The organism is Halobacteriovorax sp., assembly GCF_048381875.1.
In the GTDB taxonomy this organism is placed as follows: Bacteria; Bdellovibrionota; Bacteriovoracia; order Bacteriovoracales; family Bacteriovoracaceae; genus Halobacteriovorax_A; species Halobacteriovorax_A vibrionivorans.
In genome coordinates this window covers 409,928-429,383 of record NZ_JBLXBP010000003.1, presented here as the reverse complement: position 1 = coordinate 429,383, position 19,456 = coordinate 409,928, and the positions used below count along the sequence as shown (strand labels likewise).

Here is a 19,456-nt window from a genome sequence, read left to right as displayed (position 1 = left end):
TTCTTTTATTTATTCATTACTTTCTTCAATTCTTACTGCACAACGTATACCGACAGTTGTATAAGCTGATTCATTTGATTCACTCACACCTCTAATAAAGGCATTGTAGCGACCTGTTCTTTCATCCTTTGAACTACCAAAGTTTTGAATATTCATACGACCTCGATTAACTCTCCACCAGACACGATTTGCAGAGATTCCGTCATTATCAAGAGAGGACTTTAATGCTCCTCCATTATTATCTGCATAAGTTGTCGATGTTCCTGTACCAGCATCAACTGATTGAATAAAGTTGTATGAATATGCATATGTATCAGGTGATTTGTATTCATCAATATTCACATTAATTTCAGACATACCATCTGAAAAAATTTGACTATTACCTACTGGAAAATCAGAGATTGTGAATTCAGAAGGAAGAAGAGAAAATGAGGTAACGAATTCATCAAGTGTAATTGATTTATTGTCATCACTTGTATTACAAACAGATCCTTGACACTCAAGAGGCATTCCAAAAATAGGACTAAAGTAACGGCCACGTCTTGGATCAGCTCCAATATCTCTAGCACGAGATTTAACATTATCAGTCCAGAATAATGACATCGTATCATTATCTGACAATGGAGGAGCAAAGTTTGTTTGTCCAAAATCAAAAAAGAATCCATCTCCGCCGTTTCTTAAAAAGCCAATTGAGCTATTGTCGAGTATATTTTCTTGTCCAACAACACCTGTATTAACATTTCCAAAAATATCAAATATCGGAATTTGTGTTCCACTAACACTATGTGTATTTGATCTCAGAGACCCAAGTTCAGAAACTGAACATCTCCCAGTATCTGGAGAAGATTGAACCCATGCTGTCAAAGAGCTATCATAGGTTGCACCACTACCAACAGAGATTGAATTTGAAGGTGCACCACCTCCAACCATTAGTTGTTCTCCGCTGAAGTCACAATAGAATTGCTCAGAAGAAAACTCTGCAAGATTTCCAATCACATCCTGTAAACCAAAGCGAGATATACATGATTGCGTACTATGAAATTGTCCATCAGCATCGTAAAAACTAGACCCTGTCATAAATGGAGGATTACTAGGATTTGCAGCATCTCCATTAAGATTAGAAGTATATCGAGTCTGTATTGCTTCACCAGAATAGGTTTCCCAGTAATGAACTCCGTCCTCAATATCTCTTCCTTCAACATTACAAGAAGAGTTTAAACTTACACCAGATGTTTCTGCAGCTTGTACAAAAGTACCTTTTTCAAGACTATCAATTAAGAGATCATCGAAATCCTTAGGGTATCGATTTGCAACGATTCCTTCTGTTCTTCTCATTAATCGTTTTTGTCTATCACTACCGACCTGAGTAAAAGTATTTGAATCATCATTATAAGTACCAATTTTAACGGTATAAGCTTCACAGACGGCATTTGACTGCTCTTGAGATAGACCAGTTAAAGCAGGTAGTTTAGAATCATTCGAAGAAAAGATTCTCGCAACTTTTGTATTCCCTCGGTATCGAGAAGATCCTGCAAGATCTAAATAAGTCGAGTTAGGCACAGAGTTAGCGCCTGAATCATATAGCGAGTTATTTGAAATAACTTCATTTAGAGTTGAATTCATTATATCGACGTCAGCTCCATTATGCCTTAAGCGATTAAGCTTATTTACAGGTAACCAACGTGACTTTAAGCGCCCACTTCCCATTGCACCAATAGAGTTATCTTGGACAGGAATATTTATTAAACATCTTGATGGTGCATTCTTGTAAGATAGACTTATATTATTGCTGTCCATATTTGCGGCACCACCAGCACCACGATAGTAGCCGTACGTGCTTTGATCATAGATAGAATTAGTTCCATTTCGATTATAGAAAACGGCCGCAAATTCACTTTGCGTTGCCGTTCCATTATAAGAACTTGAATCACCATATGGATTAAAGAAATTCATAGCAATTTGATCGGCATCACTACAATCTTGAAAATTAGTACTATCAGGCGTTCCTGGTGCAGAAAATCTTCTAAAAAGTGAAGTTGCAGGATTACTACACGTACTATCTCCAGGAAACATCATCGTGCTATCATCGCCTATACAGTCACCAACTCGGTACTGACGTCGATCGGCATAAGATGCACCAGGGGCAGGATGATCTGCTCCACTCGTTTGATTTGTACCACTACTTCCAAAAGGATTGAAACAACCTTTAAACTTTGTTCCATTATCATTTAATCCAAAGAAGTCAAAAGGAGCGCCAGAAAGATTACTGGATTCATTTCCATAATCACCTCTTGTGAAGTTACAACCTAATTCAAAGCGATCAATTAACATTGAAGGTCCAAAATCGTATACAGTAGTACCATTAATCCATGGAGTACTTAAGCCTCTGGCCCCAACACCATTCCAGCTACATGTGTAGTATTGGCTAACATCTGTTGTATGATCCTTACCTACTTCCATACATGTTTGACGATTGGCCATTAAACGATGAACTAAGGCCATATTCTCAGGAGGTAGAACAACTTTTATAATATGCTGTGGATTTTCGTTTTCTCGATCATATTCAAGCTCACTCCCCTTAAATACAGGAACAACTTTATAATAATAAATTCGAGCTCTATTAAATTCATTCTCATCACGTAAGCTTTTTACTGAATAATCTGTAAACATTACTGCCTTGAATGTATCAACAGCTGCATTTGATCTCTTTCTTTCTGAATAATCCTCAGGATGTAGTAAACCTTTATTAGCAACAGTTTGAAATTCAAATTCATCAGAAGTGATATCCTTCCAAGTTAATTGATTATCATCTGAACGATAAACACGATATCCAACCTCTCGATCTCTTTTAATTGCTCCTGTTTCATATGTCGTAATCATATCTGACATTGTTGAAGAGCCAGAATTAAAAGTAATATCCTTCCATGCAATGCGGATCATCCCAGAGTTTGAATACTGATGAACACCGTTACTAACATCACCGTCTTTAGAACCATAAGCCCCATTAAAGATATTTGAGCCGTTAATTTGACCAAACTGATCTTCAAATGCAGAAGTCGGCCCATATGTTCCATCAACAATTTCTACCTCAAGAGGCTGACCGTATTTATTAAGAGTTTCGAATAAATATTCTTTTTGTCTATCTGGGCCAGTAGGCGTAATTAATCCATCAGCCTTAGGTCCAACAGCAAAAACATCAACCCATTCTTCAAAACGAGGATTAGGGATTGGTATTGTACAATTACCAACTCCAACATTGAACTCTCCATAAATAGGAGTTCCCATTGTAACGTAAGGAAGCACACCAAATTGATAAGTTTTACCAGGAATTAAAGATGGTATTGTATAATTAGTTGCTGTAATACTATCCACACGAGTATAGCTAGCATCACCAGCAAGAGCATCTGAAAACTTAAAATCTGTACCGTCATTTTCTCGATAAAAAAGTACATAGCTATCGTAAATACCATTTGTAGGAGCATTCCATGATACATCTAAAGTATCAGTTCCCATTGTACATGTATTTGTATTTACTCCTGGAAAATCATCAATAGTTGGAACTTTAATAACTGGAGTTACACATCTAATAATGGCATTTTCTAAATCGCTATTTGTATAATTGGTCCCAACGATTCGTGGAACAGCAGAAAAACAATACTCTCTATCAGCGACAGTATCACCTGGAGCAAAGAAGTTTGACTGTATCGTAATCTCATTGAAAGTAGAAAAACCATTATAGCTAGGTGTTGGCTCTAATCGTGTCAGACCATTACAACCGGGTTTTCCACTTGTATTTGCAACATTGTAATTAAGAACAGTTGGTGAATTATCCGTAGAGCTTTCGTAACAATAAATATCAAATTCATTAATATAACCAGTCTCAATAACAGGGGCATCAAATTGGATTTTAATTTGGTTTAAGTTTGCAATGTCTTGAGGACTATTAATTTTTAAAATACCTGAAAATGAAGCCATTTTAGGAACCACTCTATACAAGACAGGATTACCAATAATTCTTTCTCCATCTCCACATGTAATAGTTCGACAAGCGACTAAGAAAGCACGGTAATAAGCATAACTATCAAGATTGATAATATCTGTAGATAAGTCATCAGCAGCTAAAGTTTCATAATCAGAAGAGGCATTTAAGTTATCAACATAAACTGTATCAACAGCTGCTGCTGCACTATTAGACTCAGCTATTGCCTGAGAGTCTGTAGCATCGGCCATTTTAACATTATAAAAGCGATAACCAGCAAATGGGCCAACAGCGCTAACCCAAGAAAATCCCATTTTTGAAAGTCCAGCATCTCCATCAGGTGTTATTGCTTGAAGTGAATTTGTATTCCAATCAAATAAACCTCCGGCCGATAATGTATCCACGGCCATTACTTTATTATTCTTTTCAGTTTTATAGCCTTCAAGAGTTCCATATGAAGCATATGCTTTATGTATTGCTCTTACTCTGAAATAATACTTCTTTCCTGGCATTAAACCTGTAATAACTCTTTCTCTTTCTGTACTTCCACTTGGAGTAGATGATAAACTACTAGGGTTTTGCTCTCTTTGAATTGCTGGATGGTTATCTTGAATTAAATCTGAAACACCACCATCTTCTGCTGCTATATAAGAAATTGTATAAGCTACTGGATCATTTGGTTTAGCATTAAATGTTGATCCCAAAGTCACAGCTGGTACCCACTTAACAGTAACAGAATTTTGACCGGCAGAACCGACGACAGGCTCAACTGATGAAATTCCAGCAAAGTCTGCTGTATAGTTTGAGAAAGTTCGAGTTGCTAATGTACGATCATTTGCACTTTGACTACCATCTCGTCCATCACGTACTCCAACAGAGAACGTATAATCTGTATTTACGTCTAATCCTGTTGCAGTAAAGATATATAAGCCTTCATCTGTTAGCATTAGGGAGTCGGCCTTAACCTCAATTGGTACGATTGAATTATTAATTTTAATTAAATAAGTTAATTCTGAAGTTGGCCCAATTGCTGGGTAAAAATATAATTCCACCTTATCATGTGAGATTGGTATTACTTTAGTGAGACCACTAAATGAAATGGCCGTCTTTCCACTTTCAGCATTCCTTGCTTCTTCTAAATTTGCATCTTCAACTTTACCAATACAACTTGTAATTGCAGTCATTAGTAAAATCGAAATAAAAATCCTTTTCAACATTATAATAAACACCTTTCTCATTAAGGAATCGACACTGTCTGAGTGCCAGAATTATATTCAGAATATAAATCTTCTTGTGATAAATAAGTTAAAATACCAAACGTATAGTTACCGCTAGGCATAAATGAAAGCGTAAAGCTAATATCTGTATAATCGATTTCATAACGTAAATAGTCTGCATGGCCATTAACTGCATCGCTAAAGCTAAATGGCCCAGCTGTTACTTTTACAAAAATAACATAACGATCAAATACACCCTCTTCTGGTGGTAACCATGAGACAGTGCTCGAGCCTGTTCCGGCATCAAATTGTAAATTACCAACAAATCCTCCAAAGTCTTCAACAGTTGGTGCAACGATTCGAGGAAGAATACAACTTGTAACTTCACTTGAACGATTTGGTGTAACGATATTGTCGATGTAGACATAAGGAATAAGTGAAAAACAATATTCTTCAGATGCATTCATATCAACACCTCGAATAGAGACTTCATCATCATTAAATAAATCAATTTCAGAACTATAAATTGATGTTGGATTACTCGTATCTGGATGGTTGATAAATGTATCAATAGAAGGCTCACCTGTTGAACGAGCTTTAACCTCAACTAATAATCCGTCTAAAACACCTGTTGATAAATCAACCGGATCATATTGAAGATATACTTCATTTAATGCCCAAAAGTTCTTTGGACCTTTAATTTCAGTAATTCCAGAGAATGATGCATTAGGAGGACTTGTACGATGTACACCTGACGACGTGTACTCGATATAGTTACCTGGAGTACATGTGCTATTTAAGCATAGTAAAAGATATACTTCGTAATCAGTATATGATTCAAGTTCTACTATCTTTGTCTGGTTAACATCAAAAGATACTTTCTTACAGAAGTAGGCAGGATCACTTGTTTCCTGTCCATTACAAATGTCGTCACGTCCATTTTTATAAATAGACCAACCTGAACCAGTTGAGTTCTCTTTATAATAAACTCGGTAATGATCAATGGCACCTACACCTTGAGACCAAGACAAATTTAATGAAGTTCGACCTGTTTGGTCTGCAGGAACCTCAACCTCTAAACTTTCAAGATCAACATTAATTTCAGATGCATCATCACTTAAAGTCTCCGCAATAAGGTAGCGATTATTTGATTCTTTTAGATAGTCTGGATCACTTCCATATGTGCTATAGCCGTGATGTATAGCTCGTACCCTTACATAATAAATCGTTCCAGGTAATAGTCCATTTATCTGTTGTGAAACTTTTGAACTACTTACATAATTTACAATTCGAGCTGGTGGTGAAAATGAGTCATCATCAAAAGCAATAGGCGTTGCTAAGTCAGAATTAATTAAAATTACCTCGTATTTTGAAGGGTCGACATCATCTGGAATAAACCCACCAACAATTTCAGCAGCTGGCCACTCTACTAATAATGAGTTTTTAGAATCCCCTCCAGATAGGTTCCTAACATTTCCGACACCAAAGAAGTTTGCTGTCTCATTTGAAAATGTTTTAGCACTTTGAAGGGCATCATTAACAGACTGAACACCGTCACTGTCTTGGGCCTGTACATTAAATAGATAAGAGGTGTTAATATTTAAATCATTTACTGTATAGCGAAGTAATCCTCGATAGTCTGGTATGAGAGTTTCACCTGGCACTGTTATAGGGTTTGCTGCTCCATCGTAATTAATGACATAAGTAACTTCAGCTGCATCTACAGTTGACGGAGCAAAGTAAACCTCAACTTTATCAGGAGCAATTGGTACTGCTTCAACAATCCCTTCGAAGTTCAGTACTGTATCACCAGAGTTGATTCCCTTAGTCTCTTTCGAGTTCGCATCCTCAACCTTCCCTATACAAGAAGAAAGTAGCGTCAGGATCGTTAATATAAATAAAAACTGTTTCATAATTTTCGTAAATCCAGTAAATTTCATTTAAAAATTCATTAAACCTATCGTAATCTTATTTAGAAAATTCAGTTAATCAGGCACATGACTATTACAAAGGAATTATTTGCCTACCAATAATTTCAATTGCTTAGAGATAAAATCTTATCTCTCGGCTTATGGTCGATGTCTTGGCCATTTTTTGAATATTTTCATAAAGCGCAAAGAATCTGGGGCGTGAATTTCTTAAATTGTGTTTAAGTAATATTAAGAGGTTCCGATATCTAACTTGAAATATTAATTATTTACAAGGAATTCTTAATGAATATTTTCTCAATCATTGGGTTAATCATTTCTGCCGCGATCCTCTTTGCGGGCCTAAAGCTATCTTCTGATAACTTAAATTTATTTTTTGATGGTCCATCACTATTTATTGTTCTTGGTGGGACATTTGCAGCAACATCTGTTGCATTTCAACTTAATAAAATTGGTGGTTTATTAAAGATATTTATCAAGCAATTTCTTGGTGGAAAAATGGTGGACTCGCCTGCTGTAATTAAAGAAATCATGCAGATTTGTGAAGCATATCGATCGGGTGAATCAGCAGAAAACTTACCAGGTAAAGCAACTGATGAATTTTTAAAAGAAGGACTCGAGTTAATTGCTGATGGTTTTTTATCAAAAGAGAAAGTTATCGAGATTCTTGAGCAACGTGCATACAATATGAATCAACTAAGAAGTGAAGATACAAGAAAGATTAAGACTCTTGGAAAGTTTCCTCCAGCATTTGGAATGATGGGAACAACTATTGGGATGATTGTCCTTCTAGCAAACCTTGGTGGTGAAGATGCCATGAAGATGATTGGTCCGGCCATGGGAGTTTGTCTAATTACAACTCTTTATGGAGTTATCATTGCAAACCTAGGCTTTATCCCTATTTCAGAAAATCTTGAAGAAATTCAAAGAAAAATGGAAGCTAAAGACAATATTGTACTTGAGGGTGTTAAGCATATTTTAGAAAAATCAAATCCAGTTTTAGTGGCCGAGGAACTAAATTCTTTCCTTTCACCTAATGAAAGACTTGATTGGAAATCTGCGAGCTAATTATGGCAATAAAGAAGAAAGCACCACAGCAAGGCGGAGGAGATGATGAAGGCGGTTGGCTAGTCTCATATGCAGATATGATGACACTAATTGCTTGTTTCTTCATTCTTATGATGGCCTTTGCTAATTATGATCCGGTTGGCTTTAATAAGAAAGCAAATGAACTTTCTAAATCATTCCAAAAAGGAAAGTACAAAAGCTCCGAAGTAAAACTCAATGAGATCTGGGAAGAAATTTCAAAACATCCTGAGCTTGATAAGAATTCAAAAATCTCCATTGTAGACAATCAATTAGTGATCTCATTTTCAAGTAGTATTCTGTTTGAAGAAGGAAGTGTTGAGCTTAGCTCTAGTAGTATTGAATCACTTGATACGATGATTGATATTATTAGAACAAAGAATCCAAATTATCGAATCATTATAGAAGGACACACTGACTCAAAGGAAGAAAGTAGAACTCAGGGAATAAATGGTCCTTGGCAAATAGGTGCAATTAGAGCAGCAAAAGTCTTATCTCGCTTTGAGTACTATGGTTTTGGACCAAAGACTCTACTTGCAATTACTAAAGGTGACTCTGAACCACTATTAAGTGAAGAAGATTTTGAAGCTAAGAAGAAAAAGAATCCAAATGCTTGGAATCCTAATCGTCGCGTAATGATTAAGGTCGTTGAACCAAAAGACCCTAAGAGTAAAATCAAATTTGGTTTTGGGATATATTTTAATGACAAAAAATAAATTATCAGATGTTATTAAATTTATTACTGTATTCGTATTATTCTTAGCAATAACTCTTCCAACATATTACTATCTTAATCCGTCTAAAGCGCAAGAAACAATAAGTGAGCTAAAAGAAGAAGATAGATTAAAACGATGTGAAGAATATATACAAGAATGTTATCGACGAGATCTCATTCAGCTAATTGGCTCCGCACGACTTATTGATATTGTTAATGTTAAGGACTTTATCTCATATCTACATAAAATGGATCTAAAGAAAGTTGCCACAAATGAAAAACAAGCAATTGTTAATCTACTCTATTTAGAAAACCTTGTGATTTACCTAAATCATTCACGTGAAGTAAAAGTTGATCGAAACTCGATTGATTTCTTTGATATATTCTTTATCAGTAAAACTAAGAAGGATCTGAAAAAGCTTGTCGATTCAATAAAGAAAGAAGCACGAGAAGTTGATCTCAGAGGACTTCCAAATGAGATTATCTATCGTCGAGATATGGCCTTAAAGTCTATTGCTAGCTTTGAATATGGAAATTAAAACTCCATACTACTATCGTGCCACTCTCCTACCTCTAGATCACCATGACTTGATTTAGCAGGAACAGCTTTAAGACTCTTATTTACTTTTTTAAATGACTTATAATTTACCACATGAGTACTTGCTGAAGCAGGTGCTCTTGTTTTGATTTTATCAACTTCGGCCATCATCTGACGTCCCATCTTTTTAATCGTTCTAGTACTATCTAGATTGTGAGCATCAAGTCTTTGCTGGTAATCCTTTTCTATTTGAGCAAGCTTAGTCTTATATTGAAGCTCGGTCATTTTTAGCTTTTTAAGTTCCGATAATTCGTTTGATACTTTAGTAAGATCACTCTTACTCTTAGCGACGATGGCCTTTAAAGACTCAATATGACTTTTCTTACTATCAAGTGTCTGACTAGCAATGGCCTGAATTTTCTTATCGGCCATATATTTCATCTTTTCCATTTTAAGCTTATCAAGCTCTTGAGACATACTTGAGATGATTTGATTTTTCTTTTTAAGTTTTACACTACTTTGATACTTACCATAACCTAATAGTAGAACACCCACTAAAAGAGCTATATTTGACGTCGAAAAAATAGATGCACTACTCTTCTTCGACTTTGTTCTAGATTTGCGAAGCTTCTTCGTTGTCGTTGAATACTTCTTAATACTGTCTGGTCTAAATTCTTTTAAAGTTTCCATGTACCTATTTTAAGTAAGATCTGGAAATTAACTAAGGATATTAAGGGTGAAAAAATAAAATTAGATACTTAGAGTAGTTTTTGGGAGTAGATCCTAGGCCAAAAAAGTTGGCGGCCTAGGACAATATTGGTCTAACGACCAAGAAACTGGTTAGCAAATTGCTTTGCCATAGGATTAATAAGTAAATGCATGATTGTGATAACTGCAAAAGACGTGACAATTATCATGTAAGGAAACGAATTCGTTAATTCAAATTCTTCGGCGCTTGTGGCTTTAGCTCCATGGCCTAAATTAACATCATGTTGTCTCATAGTATTCTCCTTGCTAGCGCGTGGAAGGGAGTTTCACCCTTTTCTATATTGTAACGTAGTTTTCCACTAAATAAAACCTAGTGAAATGGTTATTATGATAACCTATTGTAATCACGTACTAAAAAAAACAGACTTAGATCATTAAATTCATAAAATTTAACCATTTAAGATTTATTTGGTAGTGTATGTGGATTTTAAAATTAAATGAACAATTCTAAAGGTTTAGCTATGAATGATATGCAAAAAGAAATCGTTGAAGGCCTAAAGCGCTTTCGCCTAGAAAAAATAGAACCTCTAATGGAGCACGATGACCTTGAAGGTAAATTCCGTATGGAGATCTTCAACGAACTTGGGGAACTTGGCTTTACAGGAATGACAGCTTCAGAAGAATACGGTGGATTAGATTTACCATGTCAGGATTATAGTTACGCACTTGAAGAGATTGCAAAATCATCAGTTGCCTATGCTGTAACAATCTCAGTTTCATCAATGGTACAAACGATTATCAATACTTTTGGAAACAAAGAACAAAAAGAAAAATACCTACCTCCTCTAACGAGTGGTCAGGCCATTGGTGCCTTTGCCCTATCAGAGTCAGGAGCAGGCTCAGATGCAGCAAGTTTGAAAACTACAGCTAAGAAAGTTGAAGGTGGATATATCCTTAACGGTTCAAAGCTTTGGATCACTTCAGGTGGAATTGCTAAAACTTATGTTGTCATGGCAAGAACTGGAGGAGAAGGAGCAAAAGGCGTTTCTGCATTCATCGTTGAAGATGGAACAGAAGGTTTTACTTACGGTAAGAAAGAAAAAAAGATGGGTTGGAATATCTCTCCAACTCGTGAACTACTTTTCGAAAATTGTTTTATCCCTGAAGAAAACTTGCTTCAAAAAGAAGGTGAAGGTTTTAAAGTTGCCATGAGTGGGCTTGATAAAGGTCGTGTTGCGATTGGCTCAATCTCAGTTGGTTGTGCTGGGCGTGCTCTTGATGAAGCAATTAAATATTCATTAGAAAGACAGCAATTTAAACAGGCTATTTTTGACTTCCAGGGACTACAATTCATGATGGCCGATATGGCCTGTGATGTAGAAGCTGCAAGACTACTAGTTCAAGCAGCAGCTAAATCAATTGATGATGGAAAGTCTAATCAAAAACTTGCTTCAATGGCAAAAATGCGCGCAAGTGATACGGCCATGAAAGTAACAACTGATGCCGTCCAGATCCTTGGTGGTGTTGGTTATACGAAAGAATATCCAGTTGAGCGTTTCATGAGAGATGCTAAGGTTCTTCAGATCGTTGAAGGGACTAATCAGATTCAAAAAGTTGTTATTTCAAGACAACTTAAAAAGGAATATGGGCAATAATGCAAATCGAATTTAATTCATATATCCAAGAATCTGATAAGACAGATTTAATCCAAAAGGAAGTTGATAACTTTCTTGCATCGGAACGTTTCGATTTTGTTAAAACGCTATCTGATAAAAAATATCAAAATCAATGTCATACTATCTTTGAGCGCTTTAAAGATCGCTCACACTTTGTTCAAATTGGTATTGGTGGAAGTTCACTTGGGCCAGAAATGTTAATCTCGGCACTATCAAAGAATACAGAGCGCACATTTCATTTCATAAATAATATCGACCCAGATAAAACTGCTCAGCAAATCAATCAGATTAATTTTAAAGATGCCCTTTTCTATGTTGTATCAAAGTCTGGTGGAACTGCTGAAACACTCGCATCATTTGCCATTATGGTTAATGAGCTAAAAAGTCATGGTGTAAAAGAAAGTGAGCTTGCTAATTACTTTGTCTTTGCCAGTGACCCATCAACATCTCAATTAAGAGAGCTTGGTGATGACCTTGGAATTACAACTTTAGATATCCCAACAAATGTTGGTGGCCGCTTCAGTGTTCTTACTCCTGTAGGATTACTACCTGCTCTATTTGCCGAAATTGATATCGAAGAATTATGTCGTAGTGCTTTTTCATTTGGAAGTGAATTATCAAATCTTGATAGCTTCAAAAAAGCGGTATCCATGATTTTAAATCATCATGAAAATGGTTATGACCAAACTGTCTTTATGCCTTATTCAAGCCGCTTAAGAGACCTTTCGTTTTGGTTTATTCAGCTGTGGGCAGAGAGTCTTGGGAAAAAAGACAAAGATGGAAAAAGAGTTGGACTAACACCAATTCCAAGCTACGGTGCAACAGACCAACACTCACAGATGCAATTATTCATGGAAGGCCCACTTAATAAAGTGATGCTTCTAATAAATATCAAAGAAAGTGAGCAAGATTTAAAATTAGAAAATCAATTTGATCACCCAAAACTTCAAAAGCTCAGTGGATTCACTTTGAAGAATTTAATGGATTCAGAGTTTTTTGGAACAAAGAAAGCACTTGAAGAACAAAACGTTCCACATATTGTTTTTAATATAAATAAACTTAATGAAGAAAACTTGGCCAAACTAGTTATATTTTTTGAATTTTTAACGGCCGTCACAGGTTTTTGCCTAAAGATTGACCCTTTTAATCAACCGGGAGTTGAAGCTGGGAAAATATATAGTTTTGAATGGCTTGATAACCTATGAGAATTACTCGGTTTATCCACATAGAAATGTTTTCCAATCTTGATTAAAATTGGGCCAGTGGTTAAAATTTACGGGTATATAACGAACTTCATAAAGTATTGAAAGGACAATTTAATGAGTGATGACGCTACTCTAGTTTTAACTGATATTAAAGCAGCCTTAGCTTCGGCAAATAAAGAAGCTGAAGATAAGCCAGCGGCCCTTCTTGTAGTAGGAGGCGAACTCAACGGAACTCTTTTTGATCTTACAGAACAAGAACTTACTGTTGGCCGTAGTGCAAAGTGTGAAATCCCACTAGAGTTCAATGGTATCTCTAGAGAGCACTTTAAGCTTAACGCTACTGAAGAAGGTTATAATGTAGAAGACCTTGGTTCACGTAATGGAACTTTTTTAAATAATAGTAAAATTGAAGCTCCTACTGAACTTCAAAAGGGTGACATTATTAAAATGGGTGCTATTGCACTTAAGTATCTCCCAAAAGGAGACCCAGAGAGGCTTACTTACGACAAGCTTCAACTAGAAGCTAATACAGATGGATTAACTTCTTGTTATAATAAGTCATACTTTAATAAGAAACTTGATTTAGAAGTAAAGAAATCAAAAGTAACGGGAACTCCCCTATCTTTAATTGTTTTCGATCTAGACCATTTCAAAAAACTTAATGATAATTACGGACACGATGCTGGTGATTATGTTTTAAAAGAGCTAGCTGAAGTTATTCGTACAAATGGAATTAGAGAAACAGATATTTTTGCTCGTTATGGTGGTGAAGAATTTGTTGTCTTACTTCCAAAAACTAATATTAAACAATCATACGAAATTGCTGAGCGCCTAAGAAAGGCAGTTGAAACTCACGATTTTATTTACGACGATAATAAGTTGCCTGTAACTGCATCTATTGGCGTTTCCGACTACAGACAAGGAGTTAGTAGCGGAACAGATCTTTTTAAAAGAGCCGATGCTGCTGTCTACAAATCCAAGGAGGGAGGAAGAAACCAGGTTAATTTCTATCGCGACTAGTTCGTACTAATGGAAATAATAGAAAATACTAAAAATAGAATTAACCTTCTTCCTGAACACTTAATTGATCAAATCAAGGCCGGTGAGGTTGTCGAGCGCCCGGCCAATGTTCTAAAAGAATTACTAGAAAACTCAATCGATGCAAATTCGAGTAAGGTTCGAGTTACCATTTTAAATAATGGCCTTGATCTTATTGCTATTGAAGATAATGGTGATGGTATGTTCTTTGATGAACTACCCTACGCTTTTTGTCGTCACGCAACTTCTAAAATTAATAACTTTGAAGATATATATCGCCTAAATACCTTTGGCTTCCGTGGCGAGGCACTTGCTTCAATTTCATCTGTTGCAAGAATCTCATGTCACTCCGCTCCTCGCGCGAACCCTGAACAGGGAGCTAAATTTGTCATTCATGGCGCGCAAACTGTCGAGCATTCAAAATATGCAAGTCACAAATGTGGAACTTCTACATATGTAAAAGATTTATTCTTCAACACTCCTGTACGATTGAAGTTTGTAAAATCAGGTCAGAGTGAAAAGAATGCACTTAAACGTGTAATCAATTCATTTCTTATCAACTACCCTCACGTTGAATTTGCGATTACATGGGAAGATAATGACCCTGAAATATATAGAGCGCAAGATGATATAAAAACTCGAATAGGCGAGATTTTTAAAAAGAAAAGTCGAAAACATCGCCCTGAGATATTTGATACTGATGGAGAATATCTTGGATCTCACTGTAAAATGTATATCTCTAAAGACTCGTCTAAAGGATATAGCGGAAAACAACAGTATCTCTTCGTCAATAATCGACTCTTCACAGATAAGAAGCTTCATCAAATTATCATTCGAAATATGGAAAAGATTTGGCAACCAGGTCAAACTGGTGACTATATCATGCAATTACATGTTCCAGAAAATGAGATCGATGTAAATGTACACCCAAATAAAACGATTATTAAATTCTTAAAAGCAAACGAGATTTTTTCTTTAACCAGCGCTACTGCAAAGAAGTTAATCTCAGAAAATGAAGATAAAGTAGAACTCAATACACTTGCTATTGATGAAGAAGAAACAAATTTAAACTCACTTTCAAATAGTTTATTTAATACAGGATTTTCTGGGCATATCGAATCAAACTCTAATCAATCGAGTTTAGATCTCTCTCGCTTTCAACAAGAAATCGATGGCCATGGTCAAAGCTCTTTATTTGACTCTGGTGTTCAGCACGAATTAACAATTTGTGCTCTTGGAGATAATTTATTTCTCTTAAGTCACATTGATCGAGGAGCATACTTTCTAGATGCACAGAATTTAATAGAGAAACTAATGGAAGTAGTGGATCTCGATAAGATGACTCCTCTTCTTATTTCTGAACCAATTTCATATGATCAAAAAGAGATGGAAAACCTTCCGCAATACTTTAAATTTGGCTTTGAAGTTGACCGTCTAGATGAACATACATGTGTTCTTCGCTCTGTCTCTCACCTCTTTGAGGACCTACCTTATGCAAAGATGTGTGAAAATTTATTAAACGGTGAAGAGATTATAAATGATGTCTTCATTCAAGGAAGTGATATTAGAAAGCTTTTATCCATCATTCCTTTCTACGATCTTGTGGAATTAAAACTCGCTAAAACGATTAGTGCAAAAAAACTGAAGAAGTTACTCAAATGACAAATAAATTAATTCTCATATTAGGTCCAACAGCTTCTGGAAAAACCGGATTAAGTATCGATCTCGCCAAGAAAATAGGTACTGAAAAATGCCATGTTATTAATTTTGACAGCGTCCTCTTCTATAATGAACTAAATATCGGTAGCGCCAAGCCAGACGAAAAAGAAATGGATGGTGTCACTCATCATCTGGTAAGCATCTCTCCTATCACACAGGAGCTCAATGCTTCTGATTTTGTCGAACTTGCAAAGAATAAAATTAATGAACTCCATAAGAAAGGAATCGTTCCAATTTTAGTTGGAGGGAGTGCATTTTATCTACGAAGCCTTATTAGAGGAATGTATGACTCACCCACAACTGATGAGTCCATCCAAGAAGAAGCAAAGAAACTCTATGAAGAAAGTGGAATGGAGGCGATCGTTAACTACCTTTTAAAGAACGATCCTGAGTCTCTTGAAAACCTCCATGAGAATGACCACTATCGTAGAATTAGAGCTTATGAATATCATCGCATGACAGGTAAGAAGATTTCTGATCAAAAGAAAAGTGCTGATGAAGCAGGCGCATATGACTTCTCAAAGAATATTCATGGTTGGGATACCTTGAATATTTGTCTCGATCTTCCCAAGGAGGAGCATTGGGAAATTATTCTAAAACGTACTAAAGATATGCTTAACCAAGGCCTTATTGATGAAGTCTTTCAAATTATGAAAGACCCTGCCCATCACAAAGAACTAAAAGCATTAAAAACGATTGGATATAAAGAAACAATTCAATTTCTTGATGGTGAAATTAAGGATCATCTGGAATTATGCGAGAAAATTTATTTTGCAACGAGACGCTTAGCAAAGTCTCAAAAAACTTTCTTAAAGAAAGTTTCACCTCTTAATCGATTTCATCCTATTAGTGAGCGAAATGATGCCATTAAACTTGCCTGTAACTTCATAAATGAATAAAGTAAGACAATAAAGAAATTAAAGAGGTCAATTTTGAAGAAGATGAAAATTATTATTATTTCTGATGGAACGGGATCAACTGCAAAGGCCATTAGCCGTGCGGCAATGACACAATTCCCAGAAAGTGAAGTCTTCTACACTGGTTTTAAAAATGTACGAACAAAAGAACAAATCAAATCAATCTTTGATGAAGCAGCGATTCATCATGATCTCGTCATCTATACAATTGTCTCAGCTGAATTAAGAGAATATACAAAAGATATTTCAATGAAAAAGCATGTTAGATCCCTGGACCTTATGGGACCTGTCTTAACAACTTTTTCAAACTACTTTCACCAAGAGCCAAAAAGTGAACCAGGTCTACTTCATGCGGTAAACTCTGAATACTTTGATCGAGTTGCGGCCATGGAGTTTACTCTAAATCATGACGATGGAAGAAATGTTGAAACTCTTCATCTGGCAGATGTAATCTTAGTTGGTATTTCTCGTACTTCGAAAACACCACTTTCAGTGTACCTCTCTCAACACGGTATTAAAGTTGTAAATATCCCAATCATTAATGGACAAGAACTTCCTAAAGAACTTTATGAAATCGATCAAAGAAAAATCTTTGCACTAACAATTGATCCTGAAGCTCTTTATTCAATTCGTAAAAATCGCTTAAATAAACTTGGGGCAACAGAGCACACTGGTGACTATGCCGATACAAATAAAGTTATCGAAGAAATCGAATGGGCCAATCAAATCTTTAATAAGAATAAACGCTGGCCGGTTTTTGATGTTACTGACCGCGCTCTCGAAGAGACGGCCACTGATATTATGAAGTTGTTACAAATGCGAAAAAATAACATATTTAAACAACTTATGAGTGAGTCAGACGAATAAGTCACTAGAATTACGAAACTCTCAATAAGAATTAATCTAGCTTTTCTTATTATTTTACTAAATTAAATAACCCTTTAAGCCGAAAAAGAGTATACACAGATATATAGGCTGTGAATGTTACGTATTTAACAAAGGGTTCATCGTGTCTTTAAAGCGTTTATTTTCTGGTAAGATCAAGGTCAAGGGAGCTGGGGCAGATGTTCTCTATAAATTTGTAACAAAAGAGCCCACTCTTGATGAGATAATGATGACAAATTTTAGGGACCTGCAATTTAGCGAAGAAGAAAAAAGGGTCCTAACCGCAAAAAATCGTCGTGACATCTACCGCTTTCAACATCTCAATCAAAAAGAAATCTCTAAATACGCAACTAACCTTTTAACACTCATTAAAAAATCAAAGAAAGATAGAGTTCAAGTAGAAACAGATCATGCAGGTACACTTATTTGTCTTGCACTAATCTACTCGGGAAAGATTCCATCACATATTGATGTCCATTTTAAGTTGAAATCTGCTCCGCTGAGTTTATTTCCAAAGCAATTAGCTAAGAATAGATTTCCAGGACATAATGTTTCAATTTCAATATGCAATTCAGAAAGTTGGTTAACAGACTTTCGTTCTCTACAGAAAGTTCCTGATCATATTGAACTTAGTCATATTTCACCACAAGAAGACCTCGATCTCGTTGGCTAAACATTGACAATTGGCGACATTCCTTCAATCATTTAATGAGTGAGAAAATTAATCTTTCTTCTATTTATTTGTGCTAGTACGCTGGCAAATTATCCGTATCTAGACTTTGATACATCTAGCTTAAATTTAAGCCCTTACACTTATCGGCGCTACGTAAGACCTCAGCTAAGATCAATGAAAAAAGACTTCTACTATGTTGTTAAGAGAATCACTTATACTTCTCAAGACTTCATAAACCTTAGAGAGAATAGTCTTAATTTAAATCTTGCATTTGAAAGAGCATATGAGAAATGCCGAAAAAATCAAAAGCTATGCTACGAGGAACTAAAAGATGTGGTTGGCCGAATTCAAGCAATTGAAAGAAATATAAAAAGTCTCAGAGAAGACTTTACTAAATTACCTCAAAAACAATTCGAAAAAGTTGATGACTATATTGCCCTTTTAGCAAATCTTGATCAAATTGATAGCTACAGTCTTCAAGTTCAAACTTATATACAACTTCTTCATTTAACTGATAAAACAAACTTTGCCATCTATACTCCACGTATTGATATCTATCGTAGTTATGTGAAGCAAATTTTTAATCTTGCTAATGATTCATTCCTCTATATCCTTCCAACAGATCTCAAGCCATCTTTTGAGCAATTTATCGATAAATTTCTCTCCCCAGTAGAAGAACATATGATTCCGCAAATGAAGAAGGATTGGTTCTTTAATCGCTTAGGTGATTTAAATATGCAATGGAATGTTTTCCACATGGATCTTGAAAAAGGACAGACGGGATTTCCAAAAGAATACGTTAGAAACGTAAAGATCATGCACCGTCGTTGGAATAGTATTTTAAAATTGATGTTTTAAATAAAGAAGGCACCCGTTGGGTGCCTTCAAGTATATAAGAATTTTAAATCTTAATTAGATTTTAGAACCTCTACCATACTTCGTCTGAGTTTTCTTTCTTCTCTTCTCAGCCGCTTGTAGCTTTTCTTTATTTCTAATAGAAGGCTTCTTATACTCTTGTCTCTTTCTGTATTCTCTAATAACACCGAAAGCTTCGCAGTATCTCTTGAATTTCTTAAGAGCTCTTTCCGCACTTAATCTTTCATCGATCTCGATTTTGATTGAGTAATCTTTAGACATAACATTCACCTCCTTCTATTTTTTTTTCTCAACGC

The 19,456-nt window shown here is 35.6% G+C and carries 16 protein-coding genes; 11 read left to right on the top strand and 5 right to left on the bottom strand.

Annotation, left to right across the window (positions count from 1 at the left end):
• Positions 1–9: 9 nt before the first annotated feature.
• Both ACN5L8_RS10495 and ACN5L8_RS10490 read right to left on the bottom strand, forming a co-directional pair.
• A complete protein-coding gene (locus ACN5L8_RS10495) occupies positions 10–5,163 on the bottom strand; it encodes a fibronectin type III domain-containing protein (RefSeq protein ID WP_419172997.1) in 5,154 nt (1,717 codons plus the stop codon).
• Positions 5,164–5,216: 53 nt separating this feature from the next.
• Positions 5,217–7,109, bottom strand: a complete 1,893-nt coding sequence (locus ACN5L8_RS10490; protein ID WP_419172996.1) for a hypothetical protein — start codon at positions 7,107–7,109, stop codon at positions 5,217–5,219.
• Positions 7,110–7,409: 300 nt separating this feature from the next.
• On the opposite strand from ACN5L8_RS10490, the gene ACN5L8_RS10485 reads away from it, so the two are divergent.
• Genes ACN5L8_RS10485 through ACN5L8_RS10475 form a run of 3 tightly spaced genes read left to right on the top strand, consistent with a single transcriptional unit; the run spans position 7,410 to position 9,464 of the window.
• Positions 7,410–8,192, top strand: a complete 783-nt coding sequence (locus ACN5L8_RS10485) for a motility protein A (protein ID WP_120405323.1) — start codon at positions 7,410–7,412, stop codon at positions 8,190–8,192.
• Positions 8,193–8,194: 2 nt separating this feature from the next.
• A complete protein-coding gene (locus tag ACN5L8_RS10480) occupies positions 8,195–8,926 on the top strand; it encodes an OmpA/MotB family protein (RefSeq protein ID WP_120405324.1) in 732 nt (243 codons plus the stop codon).
• On the top strand, positions 8,913–9,464 hold the full coding sequence (locus ACN5L8_RS10475; RefSeq protein WP_419172995.1) for a hypothetical protein: 552 nt from the start codon (positions 8,913–8,915) through the stop codon (positions 9,462–9,464). Before ACN5L8_RS10480 ends, ACN5L8_RS10475 begins: the two co-directional genes overlap by 14 nt.
• Here ACN5L8_RS10475 and ACN5L8_RS10470 read toward each other — a convergent pair.
• Together ACN5L8_RS10470 and ACN5L8_RS10465 are read right to left on the bottom strand one after the other, a co-directional pair.
• A complete protein-coding gene (locus ACN5L8_RS10470; RefSeq protein WP_114705506.1) occupies positions 9,461–10,153 on the bottom strand; it encodes a hypothetical protein in 693 nt (230 codons plus the stop codon). The two genes, ACN5L8_RS10475 and ACN5L8_RS10470, sit on opposite strands and share 4 nt — an antisense overlap.
• A gap of 131 nt (positions 10,154–10,284) precedes the next feature.
• Complete coding sequence (locus ACN5L8_RS10465) at positions 10,285–10,464, bottom strand: hypothetical protein (RefSeq protein WP_114705507.1); 180 nt, start codon at positions 10,462–10,464, stop codon at positions 10,285–10,287.
• 204 nt (positions 10,465–10,668) lie between these two features.
• Between ACN5L8_RS10465 and ACN5L8_RS10460 the strand changes: the two genes are divergently transcribed.
• From ACN5L8_RS10460 to ACN5L8_RS10425, 8 genes are all read left to right on the top strand, one after another.
• Positions 10,669–11,826 carry an acyl-CoA dehydrogenase family protein gene (locus tag ACN5L8_RS10460; protein ID WP_419172994.1) on the top strand — a complete coding sequence of 386 codons (1,158 nt, stop codon included), beginning with the start codon at positions 10,669–10,671 and terminating at the stop codon, positions 11,824–11,826.
• Entirely contained in the window at positions 11,826–13,052 is a 1,227-nt protein-coding gene (locus tag ACN5L8_RS10455; RefSeq protein ID WP_419172993.1) for a glucose-6-phosphate isomerase, read from the top strand. The genes ACN5L8_RS10460 and ACN5L8_RS10455 overlap by 1 nt, the downstream gene beginning before the upstream one ends.
• 114 nt (positions 13,053–13,166) lie before the next feature.
• Positions 13,167–14,072 carry a GGDEF domain-containing protein gene (locus tag ACN5L8_RS10450; RefSeq protein ID WP_114705509.1) on the top strand — a complete coding sequence of 302 codons (906 nt, stop codon included), beginning with the start codon at positions 13,167–13,169 and terminating at the stop codon, positions 14,070–14,072.
• 9 nt (positions 14,073–14,081) lie between these two features.
• Positions 14,082–15,752, top strand: a complete 1,671-nt coding sequence (gene mutL, locus ACN5L8_RS10445) for a DNA mismatch repair endonuclease MutL (RefSeq protein WP_419172992.1) — start codon at positions 14,082–14,084, stop codon at positions 15,750–15,752.
• Positions 15,749–16,708 (top strand): tRNA (adenosine(37)-N6)-dimethylallyltransferase MiaA, encoded by a 960-nt coding sequence (gene miaA / locus ACN5L8_RS10440; RefSeq protein WP_114705511.1) that lies wholly within the window; start codon positions 15,749–15,751, stop codon positions 16,706–16,708. The genes mutL and miaA overlap by 4 nt, the downstream gene beginning before the upstream one ends.
• A gap of 42 nt (positions 16,709–16,750) precedes the next feature.
• Complete coding sequence (locus tag ACN5L8_RS10435) at positions 16,751–17,593, top strand: pyruvate, water dikinase regulatory protein (protein WP_233500239.1); 843 nt, start codon at positions 16,751–16,753, stop codon at positions 17,591–17,593.
• Positions 17,594–17,735: 142 nt separating this feature from the next.
• Positions 17,736–18,284 carry a hypothetical protein gene (locus ACN5L8_RS10430; RefSeq protein ID WP_419172991.1) on the top strand — a complete coding sequence of 183 codons (549 nt, stop codon included), beginning with the start codon at positions 17,736–17,738 and terminating at the stop codon, positions 18,282–18,284.
• 39 nt (positions 18,285–18,323) lie between these two features.
• On the top strand, positions 18,324–19,142 hold the full coding sequence (locus tag ACN5L8_RS10425; protein WP_419172990.1) for a hypothetical protein: 819 nt from the start codon (positions 18,324–18,326) through the stop codon (positions 19,140–19,142).
• 54 nt (positions 19,143–19,196) lie between these two features.
• Here ACN5L8_RS10425 and rpsU read toward each other — a convergent pair whose 3' ends face one another.
• Complete coding sequence (gene rpsU / locus ACN5L8_RS10420) at positions 19,197–19,421, bottom strand: 30S ribosomal protein S21 (RefSeq protein WP_114705515.1); 225 nt, start codon at positions 19,419–19,421, stop codon at positions 19,197–19,199.
• Positions 19,422–19,456: the final 35 nt, after the last annotated feature.

Coding starts and splice junctions, on each gene's coding strand:
- ACN5L8_RS10495 (WP_419172997.1), bottom strand. CDS start 5,163: ATGACTGCAATTACAAGTTGTATTGGTAAAGTTGAAGATGCAAATTTA.
- ACN5L8_RS10490 (WP_419172996.1), bottom strand. CDS start 7,109: ATGAAACAGTTTTTATTTATATTAACGATCCTGACGCTACTTTCTTCT.
- ACN5L8_RS10485 (WP_120405323.1), top strand. CDS start 7,410: ATGAATATTTTCTCAATCATTGGGTTAATCATTTCTGCCGCGATCCTC.
- ACN5L8_RS10480 (WP_120405324.1), top strand. CDS start 8,195: ATGGCAATAAAGAAGAAAGCACCACAGCAAGGCGGAGGAGATGATGAA.
- ACN5L8_RS10475 (WP_419172995.1), top strand. CDS start 8,913: ATGACAAAAAATAAATTATCAGATGTTATTAAATTTATTACTGTATTC.
- ACN5L8_RS10470 (WP_114705506.1), bottom strand. CDS start 10,153: ATGGAAACTTTAAAAGAATTTAGACCAGACAGTATTAAGAAGTATTCA.
- ACN5L8_RS10465 (WP_114705507.1), bottom strand. CDS start 10,464: ATGAGACAACATGATGTTAATTTAGGCCATGGAGCTAAAGCCACAAGC.
- ACN5L8_RS10460 (WP_419172994.1), top strand. CDS start 10,669: ATGAACAATTCTAAAGGTTTAGCTATGAATGATATGCAAAAAGAAATC.
- ACN5L8_RS10455 (WP_419172993.1), top strand. CDS start 11,826: ATGCAAATCGAATTTAATTCATATATCCAAGAATCTGATAAGACAGAT.
- ACN5L8_RS10450 (WP_114705509.1), top strand. CDS start 13,167: ATGAGTGATGACGCTACTCTAGTTTTAACTGATATTAAAGCAGCCTTA.
- mutL (WP_419172992.1), top strand. CDS start 14,082: ATGGAAATAATAGAAAATACTAAAAATAGAATTAACCTTCTTCCTGAA.
- miaA (WP_114705511.1), top strand. CDS start 15,749: ATGACAAATAAATTAATTCTCATATTAGGTCCAACAGCTTCTGGAAAA.
- ACN5L8_RS10435 (WP_233500239.1), top strand. CDS start 16,751: ATGAAAATTATTATTATTTCTGATGGAACGGGATCAACTGCAAAGGCC.
- rpsU (WP_114705515.1), bottom strand. CDS start 19,421: ATGTCTAAAGATTACTCAATCAAAATCGAGATCGATGAAAGATTAAGT.